This is a genomic window from Burkholderia pulmonis, assembly GCF_984667975.1.
Window position 1 is genome coordinate 378,392 of sequence record NZ_OZ480187.1, and the last position, 18,070, is coordinate 396,461.

At 66.7% G+C, this 18,070-nt stretch carries 16 protein-coding genes and 1 riboswitch; of the genes, 8 read left to right on the forward strand and 8 right to left on the reverse strand.

Translation table 11 applies throughout. The features are described 5' to 3' along the window. Positions 1–202: 202 nt before the first annotated feature. The 3 genes from AC5LXK_RS18545 to AC5LXK_RS18555 form a co-directional block, all read right to left on the reverse strand. Complete coding sequence (locus AC5LXK_RS18545; protein WP_493392932.1) at positions 203–964, reverse strand: 2OG-Fe(II) oxygenase; 762 nt, start codon at positions 962–964, stop codon at positions 203–205. A 285-nt stretch (positions 965–1,249) separates the two neighbouring features. After that, positions 1,250–2,842 (reverse strand): inorganic phosphate transporter, encoded by a 1,593-nt coding sequence (locus tag AC5LXK_RS18550; protein WP_493392933.1) that lies wholly within the window; start codon positions 2,840–2,842, stop codon positions 1,250–1,252. 165 nt (positions 2,843–3,007) lie between these two features. Further along, entirely contained in the window at positions 3,008–3,598 is a 591-nt protein-coding gene (locus AC5LXK_RS18555) for a histidine phosphatase family protein (RefSeq protein WP_493392934.1), read from the reverse strand. A gap of 50 nt (positions 3,599–3,648) precedes the next feature. Next, positions 3,649–3,787, forward strand: a riboswitch (cobalamin riboswitch). Between the two features lie 33 nt (positions 3,788–3,820). On the opposite strand from AC5LXK_RS18555, the gene AC5LXK_RS18560 reads away from it, so the two are divergent. Both AC5LXK_RS18560 and AC5LXK_RS18565 read left to right on the forward strand, forming a co-directional pair. Then, a complete protein-coding gene (locus AC5LXK_RS18560) occupies positions 3,821–4,030 on the forward strand; it encodes a CbtB domain-containing protein (protein ID WP_493392935.1) in 210 nt (69 codons plus the stop codon). A gap of 13 nt (positions 4,031–4,043) precedes the next feature. Further along, on the forward strand, positions 4,044–4,766 hold the full coding sequence (locus AC5LXK_RS18565; protein ID WP_493392936.1) for a CbtA family protein: 723 nt from the start codon (positions 4,044–4,046) through the stop codon (positions 4,764–4,766). Here the strand turns inward: AC5LXK_RS18565 and AC5LXK_RS18570 are convergent. Next, a complete protein-coding gene (locus AC5LXK_RS18570; protein ID WP_493392937.1) occupies positions 4,690–5,154 on the reverse strand; it encodes a hypothetical protein in 465 nt (154 codons plus the stop codon). The two genes, AC5LXK_RS18565 and AC5LXK_RS18570, sit on opposite strands and share 77 nt — an antisense overlap. Before the next feature lie 128 nt (positions 5,155–5,282). Here AC5LXK_RS18570 and metE point away from each other — a divergent pair, with 128 nt between their 5' ends. Then, on the forward strand, positions 5,283–7,577 hold the full coding sequence (metE, locus tag AC5LXK_RS18575) for a 5-methyltetrahydropteroyltriglutamate--homocysteine S-methyltransferase (RefSeq protein WP_493392938.1): 2,295 nt from the start codon (positions 5,283–5,285) through the stop codon (positions 7,575–7,577). A 163-nt stretch (positions 7,578–7,740) separates the two neighbouring features. Continuing rightward, positions 7,741–8,043: a hypothetical protein gene (locus tag AC5LXK_RS18580; protein ID WP_493392939.1), complete on the forward strand. Its 303-nt coding sequence runs from the start codon at positions 7,741–7,743 to the stop codon at positions 8,041–8,043. Positions 8,044–8,074: 31 nt separating this feature from the next. Here the strand turns inward: AC5LXK_RS18580 and AC5LXK_RS18585 are convergent, their stop codons facing one another. Then, positions 8,075–8,860 (reverse strand): AraC family transcriptional regulator, encoded by a 786-nt coding sequence (locus AC5LXK_RS18585; protein WP_493392940.1) that lies wholly within the window; start codon positions 8,858–8,860, stop codon positions 8,075–8,077. Positions 8,861–9,231: 371 nt separating this feature from the next. Here AC5LXK_RS18585 and AC5LXK_RS18590 point away from each other — a divergent pair, with 371 nt between their 5' ends. Continuing rightward, positions 9,232–11,433: a TonB-dependent siderophore receptor gene (locus AC5LXK_RS18590; protein ID WP_493392941.1), complete on the forward strand. Its 2,202-nt coding sequence runs from the start codon at positions 9,232–9,234 to the stop codon at positions 11,431–11,433. A gap of 91 nt (positions 11,434–11,524) precedes the next feature. On the opposite strand, the gene AC5LXK_RS18595 is transcribed toward AC5LXK_RS18590, so the two are convergent. Both AC5LXK_RS18595 and speB read right to left on the reverse strand, forming a co-directional pair. Further along, on the reverse strand, positions 11,525–12,850 hold the full coding sequence (locus AC5LXK_RS18595; RefSeq protein ID WP_493392942.1) for an MFS transporter: 1,326 nt from the start codon (positions 12,848–12,850) through the stop codon (positions 11,525–11,527). Positions 12,851–12,904: 54 nt separating this feature from the next. Continuing rightward, a complete protein-coding gene (gene speB / locus AC5LXK_RS18600) occupies positions 12,905–13,861 on the reverse strand; it encodes an agmatinase (protein ID WP_493392943.1) in 957 nt (318 codons plus the stop codon). 134 nt (positions 13,862–13,995) lie between these two features. Here speB and AC5LXK_RS18605 point away from each other — a divergent pair, with 134 nt between their 5' ends. Further along, the gene (locus AC5LXK_RS18605; RefSeq protein ID WP_493392944.1) at positions 13,996–14,913 is read left to right on the forward strand and encodes a LysR family transcriptional regulator; all 918 of its coding nucleotides are present in this window, start codon (positions 13,996–13,998) and stop codon (positions 14,911–14,913) included. A gap of 63 nt (positions 14,914–14,976) precedes the next feature. Here AC5LXK_RS18605 and AC5LXK_RS18610 read toward each other — a convergent pair whose 3' ends face one another. Then, entirely contained in the window at positions 14,977–15,441 is a 465-nt protein-coding gene (locus tag AC5LXK_RS18610) for an Lrp/AsnC family transcriptional regulator (RefSeq protein WP_050016315.1), read from the reverse strand. Positions 15,442–15,575: 134 nt separating this feature from the next. Between AC5LXK_RS18610 and AC5LXK_RS18615 the strand changes: the two genes are divergently transcribed. Next, the gene (locus AC5LXK_RS18615) at positions 15,576–16,199 is read left to right on the forward strand and encodes a LysE family translocator (protein ID WP_493392945.1); all 624 of its coding nucleotides are present in this window, start codon (positions 15,576–15,578) and stop codon (positions 16,197–16,199) included. A gap of 259 nt (positions 16,200–16,458) precedes the next feature. After that, positions 16,459–18,051 (forward strand): S53 family peptidase, encoded by a 1,593-nt coding sequence (locus tag AC5LXK_RS18620; RefSeq protein WP_493392946.1) that lies wholly within the window; start codon positions 16,459–16,461, stop codon positions 18,049–18,051. The last annotated feature ends 19 nt before the right edge of the window (positions 18,052–18,070 follow it).

An 18,070-nucleotide genomic window follows, 5' to 3' on the forward strand; every position in this document is an offset into this window, starting at 1 on the left:
CTCACCGGAATCTCCGAACCGTCGCGACCATTGATATGGCCTGACGATCAGCGCGATCGGTCATCTATCGCTGTGGGCGAGTGATCGGCTGAGCGGCAATGCCCGGTCGCGACGCGCCCCGGGCAATGATGCGCGGAGCTTTCCTGAATAAGCTCGATGCGGGATGGGCGGCACGACAGCATCGCGGTCGCTTCGGTTGCGGCTACTGTGCGTCGTGAAAGATGATGCCGACCGTGTGGCGATGGCCGCTTCGGATCCGGCTCACACCGTGGCGCAGATTGACGCGATAGACGCCGCGCGTTCCCTGTACGGGGCGGCCATGCACGGCGAAGATCACCGCGTCGCCTTGCATCAGCGGCACGACTTCCGCACGCGACTGCATGCGCGGCCGCTGTTCCGTCAACACGAACTCTCCTCCGGTGAAATCGCGGCCCGGCGCCGACAGCAGGATCGCGACCTGCAGCGGAAACACGTGCTCGCCATACAGGTCCTGATGGAGGCAGTTGTAGTCGTCCGGGCCGTATTGCAGGATCAGTGGTGTCGGTCGCACCTGTCCCGCCGCGTGGCAGCGATCGAGAAAGGTCCCGTGGCCTTTCGGGTAGCGGACGTCGATCCCCAGTGCCTGGTTCCAGCGATTCGCGATCGGTGCGAGATGCGGGTAGATCGTCGCGCGCAATTCGCCGATGACCGCGGGCAGCGGGTACGCGAAATATTTGTATTCGCCGCGGCCAAAGCCGTGTCGCGCCATCACGACGCGTGAACGATAGAGCGCATCCCGTGGATAGAGCGACGCGAGCGCATCGCATTCGCGTACCGATATCAGGCCCGGCACGCGTGCGCATCCGTAGCGATCGAGGTCGGCATTGACGGTCGGCCAGTCGATCGCGTCGACGCGTTGCGCGATGTCCGTCGACTCGGCGGCAGGTTGAAGGTCGGCAATGTTCACGGGCGTACCTCGGTTCATTTGCGGTGTGGTGCCGTGCGGTTGAGCACGGTCGAATCCACGACGAAAGTTGATGAACCCAGTCTACCGGCGTCCGTGCGCGGGTGCGCTCCAGATCTTGCGCTTCAATTCGGAAGAGGGAATGGGGAAACGAGGGAGACGGAGTACCCACAGACTGAATGTGGCGATGTGCCGAGGCGGAGAGGCGGAGAGGCGGAGAGGCGGAGAGGCGAGCGGGAGGAGAGGCGACGATCCGGTCAGCCACGGCAGGCGACCGGCTTCCACCGGCCACCCGCGCGTCCACGATCAGGCCAGCGTCCGGAACAGCCAGTAGAGCCCTGCCGCCAGCGCGATCGATGCCGGCAGCGTCAGCACCCACGCGAGGACGAGGCTGCGTACCGTGCTCCATTGCAAGCCCGACCCGTTCGCCGCCATCGTGCCCGCGACACCCGACGACAGCACGTGAGTCGTCGACACCGGCAGCCCGTACATGTCCGCAGCACCGATCGTCAGCATCGCGACGAGTTCGGCCGATGCGCCCTGTCCGTACGTCAGATGCTGCTTGCCGATTTTTTCGCCGACGGTCACGACGATTCGCTTCCAGCCGACCATCGTGCCGAGGCCCAGCGCAATCGCGACGGCGACCTTCACCCACGTGGGAATGAACTTGGTCGCATGGTCGAGCTGCTTGCGATAGTTGTCGATCGCGAGCTTGTCGTCGGCGGCGAATGCGGGTTGCCCCGACTTCTCGATCAGGCGAATTGCTTCGGACACCAGATACATCGTGTTGCGCACGTTGTCGACGTCGCGCTGCGGCACGGCCGCCATCGAGCCCGACGCGCCGACCGCGTTCGCGAGCGAAGTGGACAGTTGCGCCACGGCCGGCAGCACGGCGGGCGTCAGTTCACGACGCTGCACGTAGTGTTCGACATCGGCGCGCGGGTTTGCCGACGGTGCGACGCCGTTCGTGTACTTCCCGAACGTCGCGGCTGCCTGGTTTGCGACCGCCACGAAAGTTTGCGATTCGGCCGGCGTGACGGCCTTGTTCAGCGCGTACGCAGCCGGCACCGTGCCGATCAGGATCAGCATGATGAGGCCCATCCCTTTTTGCCCGTCGTTCGAACCGTGCGCGAACGACACGCCCGTGCAGGTCAGGATCAGCAGGCAGCGAATCCAGAACGGCGGCGGCTGATCCTTCGGCGGCTCCTTGTACAGCTCCGGAATCCGCACGACGGCCTTCAGCACGAGCAGCAGCAGCGACGCGCACAGGAAGCCGACGATCGGCGAGAACAGCAGCGATTTGCCGACGCCGAGCGCCTGGCCCCAGTCGACGCCGCTCGTGCCGGATGCCCCGTGCATCAGCTGGTTCATCAGCCCCACGCCGATGATCGACCCGATCAGCGTATGCGAGCTCGACGACGGCAACCCGAAATACCAGGTCGCGAGGTTCCACACGATCGCGGCGATCAGCAGCGCGAAGACCATCGCGAAGCCCGAGCCGCTGCCGACCTGCAGGATCAGCTCGACCGGCAGCAATTGCAGGATGCCGAATGCGACGGCGCCGCTCGAGACCATCACGCCGAGGAAGTTCCACATGCCCGACCAGATCACCGCGACGTTCGGCGTCAGCGAGTGCGTATAGATCACGGTGGCGACCGCATTCGCTGTGTCGTGGAAGCCGTTGACGAATTCGAAGCCGAGCGCGATCAGCAACGCCGCGCCGAGCAGCAGGTACGGAAACAGCGCCCCTTCGCGGACCGGCGACAGATCGTCGATCAGGTGGGTGGCGATATAGACGGCGCCGAGCGCGAGCACCAGCAGGAAGACGGCATAGCCGAGCTGCTTGGTGCGTTCGATGGAGCCTGGATTGTTCGGGGTGGACGAAGCAGGTTGATTCATGACGGCATCTCGTGAGGGAACCGCGTCCGATCCTAGCTGCGGCCAGCAGTCAGTTTGATGACAGTCGGGACGACGAACGGTGTGTCTTACAGCAATGTAAGGTGACCGGCGGCATGTGAAGCGCCGGTGCGTATCGCCCGTTCACATCGTGAGCGCAACGGCGGCTCAAGCTTCGGTGTCGCGCCGGTCGTCGTCCGGCATGATCAACGTCCAGCCATCCGGCGAGGCGGCGAACGTCGTGCACGACAGCGGTGCGACGTCGACACGCATTGCAGCGCCGGGATCCATCCGCTGCACGTGCGCGATGACCGCACGGACGATCGGCGCATGCGTGATCGCAACGACGTCGCGACCGCGCGGCAGCGCACCCAACCATGCGTCGACGCGGTGCGCGGCGGCCTCGAACGATTCGCCGCGATGCGGTGACGCGGTCGGATCGCCGATCCACGCAGCCAGTTCGTCGGGCAGATCGCGTGCGAGATCGTGCAGCCGCTTGCCGCGCCAGGTTCCGTAATCGATGTCGCGCAGCGCGTCGTCGATGCCGGCGTGCAGTCCGAGCGCATCGGCGGTCTGCTGCGCACAGCGTGCAGGACTGCACAGCACGAGCGAACCGGGCGCGCCTGCCCATCGGGCGCGCAGCGCGGCGGCTTCGGCGAGCCCGTGCGTGTCGAGCGGATCGTCGTCGGGAAACGTGCCGCTGCGCATCGCGCGGGTCGATGCGTGCGCGATCAGGCGCAGCGTGGCGTGCAGGGTCATGTCGGTTGTCGGGTGATCCGGAGCGGGACGCGATCGTTCATGTGTGGTCACTTCAATACGCGAACGTTCGCGCGTACAATTCGCCCGATACGAAACGCGGAAGCCGGTGCAATTCCGGCGCGGTCGCGCCACTGTAACCGGGGAATCGATGATCCCGGAAGCCAGACCTGCCTTCGTACCCATCCAACATTTGTCGGGGCGCGATTCCCCTGAGGTGCATCCATGAGCGAAGCAGTGCTGAAGCCGGCTGTCGTACCGGCGCCCATTCCCGTCCGTGAACTGTTGCCGTGGGCCATCTTCGTCGGCCTGATCCTGCTGCTCGCGATTTATTTCGTGGGCGCGGAAGAGGGCGCGACGTCGCTCGTGCCGGGCATGTACGTACACGAGTTCGTTCACGACGGCCGCCATCTGCTCGGCTTTCCCTGCCACTGACGCGGAGATCAAGATGGTCGGAAAGCTGCTCATGCGCGGGATGCTCGCAGGCATCGCCGCAGGTCTCCTCACGTTCGGTTTCGCGAAAATCGTCGGCGAACCGCAAGTCGATCAGGCAATCTCCTTCGAAGAAAAGCTCGATGCCGCCAAAGGCGACGCACCGGAGCCCGAACTGGTCAGCCGCCACACGCAGGCCGGCCTCGGGCTGCTGACGGGTGTCGTCACCTACGGCGCGGCATTCGGCGGGCTGTTCTCGCTGGTCTTCGCGTTTGCGTACGGGCGAGGCAGTCGCCTCCCGGCACGTCCGCTCGCGGCCTGGCTCGCGCTGGCGGCGTTCATCGCGCTGGTGATCGTGCCGAACATCAAGTACCCGGCCAATCCGCCGTCGGTGGGCGACCCGGACACGATCGGCTATCGCACGGGCCTGTTCTTCCTGATGATCGCGATCTCGATCGCGACGATGGTGTTCTCGGTCAACGTGCGCCGCCACCTGCTGGCGAAGCTCGGCCAATGGAATGCGTCGATCGTCGCGGGGCTCGTGTTCGTCGTGATCATCGCGGCCGTGCAGCTCGGGCTGCCGTCGATCAACGAAGTGCCGGCCGCGTTCCCGGCCGTCGTGCTGTGGAAGTTCCGCGCCGCCGCGATCGGCATGCAGGTGATCATGTGGACGACGATCGGCCTGCTGTTCGGCGCATGGGTCGAGCGCGGCGAACGCATCGGCATGCGCGCCGCCTGACGCGCATCGCCACGGGGCGCGCCCGGCGCAGCATGCGCGGCGCGCTCCACATCGCTTCGCGCGCCAGCGCGACGACCGCGGCCAGATAGTCGATCGATGCATCCGCGTCGCGGATGCCGAGGGAGATCTGCTTCGCGATCTCTTTCCTTCCCCGCTTGACCGGCACGACCCGCATCCGTTTCTCCAGCTTCAGCCGCTGCTGCCCGCCCTGCATGAACCGCAGGCCACCGCCTTCCCCGGTCCCGGATCGGCGTGCCGAACGGCTGCTCGATTTTCCGGACGTATGGCCGAGTGCCGATTGCGTGAGGTGCAGCGCATTGGCGGCCGCGATCGGCGCACCCTTGCGCTCGACCTCACGAATGACGACGAGACGGAGTCGTTCCAGCATGGATCCCGCTCGCACAATAGATGCATGAACAACTCTCATGCATGGATGAAATAATGCCATTTCATTTCATGGTTTGAACTCCCTATCATGGTTGCCGGATCTCCAATTTCTCTCGGGACGGCAGCCACATGGTGACGACACACAACCTCGGTTTTCCGCGCATCGGCGCAAAGCGCGAACTCAAGTTCGGTCTCGAGCGCTACTGGAAGGGCGAATCGTCGCGCGACGAACTGAAGGCGCTCGGCGCCGAGCTGCGCCAGCGCCACTGGAACGACCAGCGTGATCTCGATCTCGCGCCGATCGGCGACTTCGCGTTCTACGACCAGGTGCTCGACATGAGCTTCACGCTCGGCAACCTGCCGAAGCGCGTGCAGGACTTCCACGGCGATGCGCTCGACAACTATTTCCGCGTCGCGCGCGGCCGTTCGGCGCAGTCGGCGGAAGCGCACGCCGCATGCTGCGGCGGTGTCGCGGCCGGTGAAATGACGAAGTGGTTCGACACGAACTATCACTACATCGTCCCGGAATTCCACGCGGACACGAACTTCGCGCTCGACCCGTCGGGCCTGCTGCAGCAACTGGCCGAAGCGCAGGCGCAGGGCGTAGCCGCGAAGCCGGTGATCCTTGGTCCCGTCACGTACCTGTGGCTCGGCAAGACGAAGGACGATTCCGATCGCCTCGCGCTGCTGCCGAAGCTGCTGCCGGTGTACGGCGCACTGCTCGACACGCTGACCGCACAGGGCATCGAATGGATGCAGATCGACGAGCCGATCCTCGTGACGGAGCTCGACGCCGAATGGCGCCAGGCCTTCCGCACCGCGTATGCAGCGCTGGAAACGCGCCGCATCAAGGTACTGCTCGCCACGTACTTCGGCCAGCTTCAGGACAACCTGACGCTCGCGGCCTCGCTGCCGGTCGACGGCCTGCATGTCGATGCGATCCACGCCCGTAACGAAGTCGACGCGCTGGTGCGCGAACTGCCGGCCGACCGCGTGCTGTCGGTGGGCGCGATCAACGGCCGCAACATCTGGAAGACGGACCTGAGCGCGACGCTCGACTGGCTCGAGCCGCTCGCGAAGCAGCTGGGCGAGCGCCTGTGGATCGCGCCGTCGTGCTCGCTGCTGCACGTGCCGGTCGATCTCGCGAGCGAGGAGAAGCTCGATGCGGAAATCCGCTCGTGGCTCGCATTCGCGCTGCAGAAGCTCGACGAACTGAAGGTGCTTGCGACCGCGCTGAACGAAGGCCGCGACAAGGTCGCCGATGCGCTCGCCGCGAACGCCGCCGCGATCGACTCGCGCCGCCGTTCGCCGCGCGTGAACAACCCGGCGGTGAAGGCCGCGATCGCACGTATCGACACCCAGCTCGGCAACCGCGTGAGCCCGTACACGCAGCGTGCGTCGAAGCAGTCGGCGCGACTGAACCTGCCGGCCTTCCCGACGACGACGATCGGGTCGTTCCCGCAGACCGCCGAAATCCGCCAGGCCCGCAGCCAGTTCAAGGCCGGCGTGCTGGACGAGGCTGGCTACCGCGCGGCGATGAAGGCCGAGATCGAGCGCAGCGTGCGCGAACAGGAATCGCTCGAACTCGACGTACTCGTGCACGGCGAAGCCGAGCGCAACGACATGGTCGAATACTTCGGCGAGCAGCTCGACGGCTACGCATTCAGCCGGTTCGGCTGGGTGCAGTCGTACGGTTCGCGCTGCGTGAAGCCGCCGATCCTGTTCGGCGACATCAGCCGCCCGAAGGCGATGACGGTCGAGTGGATCACGTATGCGCAGTCGCTGACGAACAAGCCGATGAAGGGCATGCTGACGGGCCCGGTGACGATCCTGAACTGGTCGTTCGTGCGCGACGACCAGCCGCGCTCGGTGTCGTGCTACCAGCTCGCGCTGGCGATCCGTGAAGAAGTGCTCGACCTCGAGCAGGCCGGCGTGCGCGTGATCCAGATCGACGAGGCGGCGCTGCGCGAAGGGCTGCCGCTGCGCCGCGCGCAGTGGGGCGAGTACCTGAAGTGGGCGGTCGAGTCGTTCCGCATCACCGCGAACGGCGTGCAGGACGATACGCAGATCCATACGCACATGTGCTATTCGGAGTTCAACGACATCATTGCGTCGATCGCCGACATGGATGCGGACGTGATCACGATCGAGACGTCGCGCTCGGACATGGAGCTGCTCGACGCGTTCGACAACTTCAAGTATCCGAACGAAATCGGGCCGGGCGTGTACGACATCCATTCGCCGAACATCCCGACGCAGGATCACATCGTCGGCCTGATGAAGAAGGCGGCCGAACGGATTCCGGCGGAACGCCTGTGGGTGAACCCGGATTGCGGCCTGAAGACGCGGCAGTGGGCGGAAGTGATTCCGGCGCTGACGAACATGGTCGCCGCCGCGAAGACGCTGCGCAACGAGGTGCAATGACGCATGAACGCTGCGTGCCGGCCGTCGCGATCGACGGCAACCTGATCGCGGACGTGCCCGGAAGTCTCGACGCCGGGGCGACGCGCGAGCGCGTGCGCAGGTTGCCGAGCTGGCCGAGCGTTTCACGGTGTAGGCGTGACATCCCGTTGAGGAGGAGGGCAAGGTGAGCAACGCGACGGACGACGCGCTCGAACGGCTGTTGAAGTCGCTCGAGGACGACAGCGACGATTGCTGGGCGATGCATGAAGAGATCGGCCGGGTGGTCGTGCGCCGGCTGCTGATGGCCGATCGAGCTGCGCTGCGCACCATTGCGAGTGCGTGGATTGCGAGCGACGACGCGCATGCCGCACTGGTCGATCTGGATTGTCATTCGCCCGATCTCGGCGCGGCGAAGGACCGGACGGAGCGCGCCGACGGCGTGCTGCGCGACGCGGTTCGCCGGGCCGTCTTCAAAGAGCCGACATGACGATCGTCGACGACTACGCGTCACCGCACGGTCATTTCAGCGACAGATAGCGCTGCGGCGCATCGCCGGTGACCTGCCGGAACATTGCAATGAACGCGCTTGCGCTGCTGTAGCCGAGCTCCGTCGAGACCTGCGCGACGGTCTGGCCCAGCGTCAGGCGCGTGATCGCCTCCGCCACGCGCATCTGCTGGCGCCATGCCACGAACGTGAGCCCCGTTTCCGCATGCAGGCGACGGGCGAGCGTTCGCCCGCTCGCCCCGAACTGCGCCCCCCAGAAGTCGAGCGTGAGATCGCTCGCCGGATCGTTCATCATGTGTTCGCACATCCCGAGCAGGCGTGGATCGCGCGGCAGCGGAACGCCCGGTTCGGCTAACGCCGGCGTCTCGGCCATCACCTTAAGGAGCAGCGGCGCCGACAGCGCCGCCCGGCTGCCGCGCGCATGTTTCTCGCCGTCCTCGGCCAGCGTGACGGCCAGTTCGCGCAGCAACGGCGACACCGCGATCACGGCCGGCTCGCGCCACGACCACGGAAACGCGTCGGGTTCGACATAGACGTTGCACAGCTGGCCGTCGCCGATCGCGTGCAGCTCGTGGTCGATGTCGGACGGCAACCACACCGCACGCGACTGCGGCAGCGTCCAGGTGCGCGACGGCGTCAGCACGCGCACGACACCCTGTGCCGCAAAGGCGAGCTGACCATGGTGATGCTGGTGCCACGTCAGGCGATCGCCATGGCGGAAGGGCGTGACGGACGCGACGATTTCGTGCGGCAGCGGTACGCGCGCGATCGGATAACGCTTGAGCAGGAACGTCTTCATCGGTCGTTGTCGCGAAACCGGCCGGCGTCGGCCCTATCGCGAATTCACCTCATCTTGTCAAAAAATCGATATCGATTGTCAGCCTTTCTTTTGGCCGACCCGATAAGCTCCTTACCTGGCAAGGCTTCAGGGCCGATACCCTGACAATTCAGTAATGATTCTCATTCCTGTCATTGTCTCATGACCGACCATTCGTCACGTGAGAAGCGGATGAGCCGTGTAGCCGGATCGCCGGCGCGTCGACCGGTGCAACCGAGGTCGGCGGGGCCCGCCGGGACCCGCCTACAAGAACGTCCCCCAGGCATTTGATGTGTCGTGCCCGCCGCCGGCGGGAGGACGTCGTTCGTCTTTTCAACAGTGGGATGAGTGCAATGAAAACAACAACGGACCGCGTGGGGGCGCCGCGTGCGTCGATGACCGGATGGCGGCTGCGTGCGCCGTGCCTGACGCCGCTGGCGCTGGCGATGTTCGGCATGGCGTCGCCATGCGTGCGGGCGCAGGCCGTGCCGGGTGCGAACGACGGCGTGCTGCCGGCCGTGAGCGTCACCGCGACCGCGTCGCCCGACGCGACGACCGAAGGCACGGGTTCGTATGCGGCAAAGCGCGCGACGATCGCGGGCAGGACGCCGGAGCGCATCAAGGACATTCCGCGCTCGGTGTCGGTGATGACGCGTCAGCAGATGGACGACCAGAACCTCACGACGATCCAGGAAGCGCTGCGTTACGTGACGGGCGTGACGTCGGTCGACTACGGCGACGGCACCGCGTATTTCCGCGCGCGCGGCACGCAGCTCGGCGTCGAGTTCGACGGTGTGCCAATCGCGAGCGGGCTGCAATACAAGCAGCAGTTCGATCTCGCGATGTACGACCGCATCGAGGTGCAGCGCGGCCCGGCCGGCGTGATCGACGGCGCGGGCGAACCGGGCGGCACGGTCAATCTCGTGCGCAAACGGCCGCAAGACCGGTTCCACCTGTCGACCGAGACGCAGGTCGGCTCGTTCGGCAGCGTGCGCCAGATGATCGACGTGACGGGGCCGTTGAACAAGGACGGCTCGCTGCGCGGGCGCGCGGTGCTGGTCGGCAGCGACGGCCTCGGATCCGTCGAGCGGATCCGCGACAAGAACGTGATGGCCTATGGCGCGCTCGACTACGACTTCTCGCCGCGCACGACGCTGTCGCTGTCGGCCGCCTATCAGGTATCGCCGGTCTCGGGGCTCGACTACGGGGCGGCCGGTGTCGTCAACGCATCGATGACGGCGCTCACGGGGCGCGTGCCGGGCGCCTATACGCAGAACTTCAGCCCGAGCTGGAATTACTCGTACACGTCGGTGCAGGAGGTCAACGGCAATCTCGTGCACCGCTTCGCGAACGACTGGACGTCGTCGACCACGCTGTTCTACCGGCACGAACTGCTGAAGGGCTATTACGCGTATGCGGGCCCCGGTTCGCTGCCCAACGGCCTTGCGCAGTACGGCGACCAGCGCCAGCGCAACTCGATCGACTGGTTCGGCGCGGACACCAACGTATCGGGCCCGGTTCGCTTGTTCGGGCAGACCCACACGCTGACGTTCGGTGCGAACTACACGGTGATGTCGACGACGGCCCAATCGGGCTATGTCAGGCTCAAGGGCCCGTATGGCGGCGCGGCGGGGCTCTTCAACCTGTTCGATCCGAACGCGGTGCCGGCGGTCGACGTGCCGTACACCTACGGCGAGAACGATCGCACCGTACAGTACGGCTTCTACGCGCAGGCGCGCATCCGCGTCGCGAAACCGCTGACGCTCGTGCTCGGCGGCCGCGAGGTGTTCGTGCAGACGCGCTCGCAGACGCTGCTGCCGACCGTGCAGGACTGGACGACCGGCGCGCAGATCGATCACCGCTTCCTGCCGTCGGCGGGCCTCGTGTGGGACATCGTGCCGTGGCTGAGCGCGTATGCGAACTACTCGCGCTTCGTGACGCCGCAGACGGAGACCTTCTTCGGCGGCGGCGGCCTGCCGCCGCGCACCGGCGAGCAATACGAAGTGGGCGTGAAGGGCAGCTTCCTCGACGGCCGGCTCGACGCGACGGCCGCGCTGTTCCGGATCAACGACAACAACCGCGCGGTGGGCGATCCGTTTCATCCGAACTTCTCCGTGGCGGAGGGCCACGTGCGCGACCAGGGCGTCGAACTCGAGGTGACGGGCCAGCCGGCGCCGGACTGGAACGTCTATGCGGGCTATACGTACCTGGATGCGGGCTACGACAGCAGCAGCGACGCCTACCTCACGGACGGCACGGACCCGAAACACCTGTTCAAGATGTCGACGAAGTACACGTTCTCGCGTGGTGTGCTGCGCGGCGTGTCGGTCGGCGGCGGCATGCTCGCGCAGACACGCATTACACGCGGCGTCGAGCAGGGCGCGTATGCGATCTTCAACGCGCAGATCGGCTATCGCATCAACAAGCACGTCGAAGCATCGCTGCAATTGAACAACGTGTTCAACCGCGACTACTACATCCGTCCGCCGAGCCGGTTCTACAGCGTGTTCGGCGACAAGCGCAACGTGATGCTCACCGTGCGTTCGGACTTCTGACGGGCAATGAAAAAAGGGCGGCGCGATGCGCCGCCCTTCGCAGGCGATGACGGGGCAGGGGCGTGACGAAGCCTGCCCGTTGTGCCGGGGGTTATGCGGTGCGCGCGCCGCGCGGCACCGGTTCGTTCGTCTTGCGGGGGGCGCCTGCATCGTCGATGCTGACGCGGCGCGAGATCAGCCACACGCACAGCGACGACAGCACCGCCGCACTCGTGTACTGGAGCGCGAGCGGCCACCATTGCGGCGCGGTGTTCTGCGCGATGATGGTCGCGACGAGCGGCGTGAGGCCGCCGGCGAGCGCGCCGCATACCTGGTATGCGATCGAGATGGCCGTATAGCGGATCCGCGCGACGAAGATGCCGCTGACGAAGCCCGCGACCACCGAGTAGTAGCCCGATTCCGCGAGCGTCGCGAGGCCGACGCCGACCGTGATCGACACGGGTGTGCCCATGTGCACGAGCGGCAGCATCAGGAACGGGACGATCGCGGCCCATGCGCCGGTGATCAGCAGCACGCGCGTGGTGCCGAAGCGCTGCGCGAGGAACGCGGCCGCGAGCTGCACGACGAACTGCAGCACGGCGACGATCGTCATGCAATGCAGCACCATCGACCGGTCGAGCGACAGGAACTGCGTCGCGTAGCTGATCATGAAGATGTTGCTGAAATACACGCCGGCGATGCCGTACACGTTCGCGCCGATCGCGAGCAGCAGCAGCGGCCAGTACTTGAGCGCTTCCTGCAGCGGTTTTTGCGCGATGTTGCCGCTCTTCTTGACCTCCTCGAACTCGGGCGACTCCGATACGCTCGCGCGGATCACGAAGCCGACGATCAGCAGGACGGAACTTGCGAGGAACGGCACGCGCCAGCCCCAGCTCATCATGTCGTCCTTCGACAGCGTGCTGATCGCGCCGAACGCGAGCATCGACAGGATCAGGCCGCTCGCGCTGCCGAGCTGTGCGAACGACGCGAAGAACGTGCGCTTGCCTTCCGGCGCATGCTCGCCGGCGAGCAGCACCGCGCCGCCCCATTCGCCGCCGACCGCGATGCCTTGCAGCACGCGCATCAGCACGAGCAGGACCGGGGCGATCACGCCGGCTTGCGCATGGGTCGGCAGCAGGCCGATCGCGACCGTCGACACGGCCATCAGCATCAGCGTCGCGAGCAGCGAGCGCTTGCGGCCGAAGCGGTCGCCGAGATAGCCGAACATCACGCCGCCGAGCGGCCGTGCGAAGAAGCCGACCGCGAACGAACCGAACGACGCGAGCAGGCTGATGAAGCGATTTTCGCCGGGAAAGAACAGCGGCCCGAACACGATGGCGGCGGCGGTCGCGTAGCTATAGAAGTCGTACCACTCGATCGTGGTGCCGACGAACGAAGCGAGCGCCGCCCGCTTCGGTTGCTTGACGGAAGTCCCCATCTTTATGTGTGCTCCTCTGGAATCCTCTGATTTGGAATAGTGGTGGTGTCGGGATCAGTCGCGGTACGCGACGCCCGGCAGCACGCACAGCAGCTCGTACGCGAGGTTCGCGCCGAGCAGCGCCGTGGTGCCGAACGGGTCGTACGGCGGCGCGACTTCGACGAGATCGCAGCCGACGATGTTCAGCCCCTTCGCGCCGCGGATGATCTCGAGCGCCTGCGGCACCGTGAGGCCCGCGATCTCCGGCGTGCCGGTGCCCGGCGCGTAGGCCGGATCGATGCCGTCGATGTCGAAGCTGATGTAGACGGGCGTATCGCCGACGCGGGCGCGCACTTCTTCCATCAGCGGCGCCAGCGACTTGTTCCAGCATTCCTCGGCCTGGACGACGCGGAAGCCCTGCTCGCGGCACCAGTCGAAATCCTCGGCCGCGTAGCCGGTGCCGCGCAGGCCGATCTGCGTGACCTTGTCGCCGTGCAGCAGGCCTTCCTCGACCGCGCGGCGGAACGGCGTGCCGTGCGCGATCTTTTCGCCCATCATCGTATCGTTCACGTCAGCGTGTGCATCGACGTGGATCAATGCAACCTTGCCGTGCTTGCGGTGGATCGCGCGGAGGATCGGCAGTGCGATCGTATGGTCGCCGCCGAGCGTGACCGGCTTGCAGTCGTGCTCGAGGATCGCGTCGTACGCGGCCTCGATGCGCGCGATCGAATCGTGCAGGTTGTACGGGTTGATCGCGACGTCGCCGATGTCGGCGATCTGCAGCGAATCGAACGGGGCGGCGCGCGTGGCCATGTTGTACGGGCGCAGCAGCACGGATTCGGTGCGGATCTGGCGCGGGCCGAAGCGTGCGCCGGTGCGGTTGGACGTGCCGAGATCGAACGGCACGCCGACGAAGCACGCGTCGAGGCCTTCGGCGCTCGCCACGTGCGGCAGGCGCATCATCGTCGCGATGCCGCCGCAGCGCGGCATTTCATTGCCGCCGAGCGGCTGGAAATGGGTGGGTTCGTTCATGGGGATGTCTCGTCCGGTGTGGGGGTGCCGTATCATGCGACGCGGTCTGGCGCACAGTTTTACGCGCTCCACCGGGAAAGAAGAATGCGAAGATATCGACGTAAACATCGATTTGCATCGATGTATGGAGGGGGATGAGCGTGCTGGGGAATCTGTCGACCCTCGATCTGCGGTTGATCCGCGTATTTCTCGCGGTCACGGACGCGGGTGGCGTATCGGCCGCGCAGGCCATGCTGAACGTCGGCCAGTCGACGATCAGCGCGCAGCTGTCGTCGCTCGAGACGCGGCTCGGCTACCGGCTCTGCGAGCGTGGCCGCAGCGGCTTCCGGCTCACGCCGAAGGGCGAGCGGTTTCATGCGATGAGCCGCAAGCTGCTCGCGGCGCTCGACGAATTCGGGATGGCCGCGCGGCATATGGATCGCCAGCTGGTCGGCACGCTGAACATCGGCCTGATCGGCCATACGCCGGTCAGCCAGAACGCGCGGATCGCCGAGGCGATCGCCGCGTTCCGCACGCGCGACGAAGCCGTGCGCTTCTCGATTTCGGTGCGCGCGCCGGGCGATCTCGAGGAGAAGCTGCTGAGCGACGAGATCCAGATCGCGGTCGGCTACTTCTGGCATCGCGTGCCGTCGCTGCATTACACGCCGCTGTTCATCGAGCGCCAGGTCGCGTACTGCGGCCGCGGCCATCCGCTGTTCGACGGCGCCGGCACGCTGACGCCGGCCGACGTCGCGGGCTTCGAATGGGCGTGGCGTTCGTATCCGCTGCCCGAGGCGCAGCTGTCGACCACGCCGGACCGCGTGACCGCGACCGCCGACAACATGGAGGCCGTCGCGCTGCTGATCCTGTCCGGCCACCATCTCGGCTACCTGCCGCAGCACTTCGCGGCGCCGTACGTCGCGCAGGGGCTGCTCGCGCCGCTCAATCCGGAGCAGTTGCGCTACGACGTGACGTTCCACATGGTCGTGGCGCGCAACGGGCGCGGGAATCCGCTGGTGGAGGCGTTTCTCGAGGATCTCGAACGCGCACACCAGTCGCCCGACGTCGCGTGACGCCGGCACGGTCGACAAGGTGAACAAGCGTTACGCCGGCGCGGCTTGCCGGCCCAGCGCACATCACGGCACCGGCAAGCCCGCGTCGTGCTTCACTTCACGCAGCGACAACGCCGATTCGATCGACGTCACGCCCGGCAGCATCCGCAGCGAGTCGCGCAGGAACGTGCCGTAGTCGTCGAGGTCGCGCGCAACCACCTGCAGCAGGTAGTCGGCGGTGCCTGCGACGTTGTGGCACGCGAGGATCCGCTCGATGCCGAGCACTTCCCGTTCGAACCGGTCGGCAACCTTGCGGTCGTGCGTCGCGAACCGCACGAGCACGAATGCGACGACGCCGAAGCCGAGCGCCTGGCGCGACAGCTGCGCGCGGTAGCGCTCGATGTAGCCGTCGTTTTCGAGGCGTTTGAGGCGCCGCGCGCACGGCGTCTCGGACAGGCCGACGGATTCGGCGAGCCGCGCGATCGGCAGGCGGCCGTCGCGCTGCACCGCAGCGAGGATCGCGCGGTCGGTTTTGTCGAGTTCGGTCATGTTGGCGGAATCCCTGTTTGGATTCCATTATTGTGGCGGATTCCCCTAAGGATCGCCAATTCGAAGCCAAAGATGGCCAATAATCGCTCGTCCTTCAGCGGCAACATATCGTCATTGAAGGACGGGGGCAGACCATGATTTCCACGCATTTGCTGTTGATTTACCTCGCCGCGCTGGCGGCCATTTACGCCGTGCCGGGCCCCGACATGGCGCTCGTGCTGCAGACCAGCATCGGCCGTGGCGTGCGGCCCGGGATGGCCGCGGCGGCCGGCCTGTCGCTCGCTCGTACCGCGCACGTGACGCTGTCGGCATGCGGCGTCGCGGCGCTGATCCGCAGCGCGCCGTGGCTGTACGAAGTGATCCGCTACGGCGGCGCGCTGTATCTCGCGTATGTCGCGATCCAGGTGTTCCGCTCGCCGGTGTTCGCACTCGGCGAAGGCGACGCGGCCGCCGCCGGCGAACTGCGGCAGTCGTTCGTGAAGGGGCTGCTGACGAACCTGCTGAACCCGAAGGCGCTGCTGTTCTGCTCGGTGCTGCTGCCGCAGTTCGTGCGGCCGGCGGCCGGGCCGGTCGTCTGGCAGATGTTCGAGCTCGGCGCGCTGCTGGTCGCGGCCGGCGTGTGCTTCGACCTCGCGTGCGTGTTCGGCGCGTCGCGCATCGCCGCGTGGATGCGTGCGCATCCGCTCGCGCAGACCGTGCAGCGCTGGACGTTCTCCGCGGCGCTGATCGGCTTCGCGCTGCGCCTGTCGATGGACTGAGCATGGCTGCCGCATCGCTGCCGCGACGGTCGACGGGCCGCGCGGCAACGATGCGACGCCCGCCGCAGGCCGCGCGCAATGCCGGCCTTCACGCGCGCGCCTTGCTGCAGAAGGGCATGCGCGCAAATCGTCTGACTGTTCTAAACTTCCCTTAACTCCGCGCAAGCGCGAACCGACTGACCGAACGGAACCGACTTCCGCCGGCTATGTCCGATTTCCTGGCTGTTCCGTGCAACGCGGTACCAAGGAGGGTCTGAACATGGCAAGGCATCTTCACGCCGACCGTGAATCCCGAATCGTCGCCGAGTCCAAGTGCCTCGGCCCGTGCGATCCGGCAGAACGCATCCACGTCACGATCATGTTGCGGCGGCAGGAAGAAGGGCAACTCGATACGTTGGTCCACCAGCTCGCCACCGGCGACGCGCAGGCGAAACCGCTGTCGCGCGAAGCATTCGCGCAGCGTTTCTCCGCTAATCCCGACGACATTCGCAAGGCCGAGGACTTCGCGCGTCATCACCAGCTCACGGTCGATCGCGTCGATCCGGTCGAGAGCGTCGTCGTGCTGTCCGGCACGATCCAGCAATTCGAAGCCGCATTCGGCGTCAAGCTCGAGCGTTTCGAGCACCAGTCGATCGGCCAGTATCGCGGCCGCTCGGGCCCGATCGCGCTGCCCGACGATCTCGGCGATGCCGTCACGGCCGTGCTCGGCCTCGACAGCCGCCCGCAGGCGCGACCGCACTTCCGGCTGCGTCCGCCGTTCCGGCCGGCGCGCGGCGGCGCGGCGGGCGTCACGTTCACGCCGGTCCAGCTGGCGTCGCTGTACGGCTTCCCGGCCGGCGACGGCGCCGGGCAATGCATCGCGATCGTCGAACTCGGCGGCGGCTATCGTGTGGCCGACATCCAGCAGTATTTCCGCGGGCTCGACATCACGACGCCGCCGACGCTCGTCGACGTGAACGTCGGCACCGGCCGCAATACGCCGACCGGCGACCCGAACGGGCCGGACGGCGAAGTCGCGCTCGACATCGAGATCGCCGGCGCGATCGCGCCGGCCGCGAAAATCGCCGTCTACTTCGCGTCGAACAGCGACGCGGGCTTCATCCAGGCCGTGAACGCGGCCGTGACCGACACGACCAACAAGCCTTCCGTGATCTCGATCAGTTGGGGCGGCCCGGAAGCCGTCTGGCAGGCGCAATCGGCGCAGGCGTTCAACCGCGTGCTGCAGGCGGCCGCCGCGCAGGGCATCACCGTGTGCGCGGCATCGGGCGACAGCGGCTCGGGCGACGGGCTGCAGGACGGCGCCGATCATGTCGATTTCCCCGCATCGAGCCCGTACGTGCTCGGCTGCGGCGGCACGCAGCTCGACGCGCTGCCCGGGCAGGGCATCCGCAGCGAGGTCACGTGGAACGACGAGGCGGCCGGCGGCGGCGCGGGCGGCGGCGGCGTCAGCACGCTGTTCGACCTGCCGGCGTGGCAGCAGGGGCTCACCGTCACGCTCGCCGACGGCAGCAGCACGCCGCTTGCGAAGCGCGGCGTGCCGGACGTGGCCGGCGATGCTTCGCCGCAGACGGGCTACGAGGTATCGGTCGCCGGCACGGCTACCGTGATGGGCGGCACGAGCGCGGTCGCGCCGCTGTGGGCCGCGCTGATTGCGCGGATCAATGCCGCGGCCGGCGCATCGGCCGGCTGGATCAATCCGGTGCTGTACAAGAATCCGGGTGCGTTGCGCGACATCACGAAAGGATCGAACGGCACCTATGCGGCTGCTTCGGGCTGGGACGCGTGCACGGGCCTCGGCAGCCCGAACGGCACGCAGCTCGCCGCGATCCTCGCACGCAAGCCGTCGAGCTGACGCGCCGGCACACGCCTTT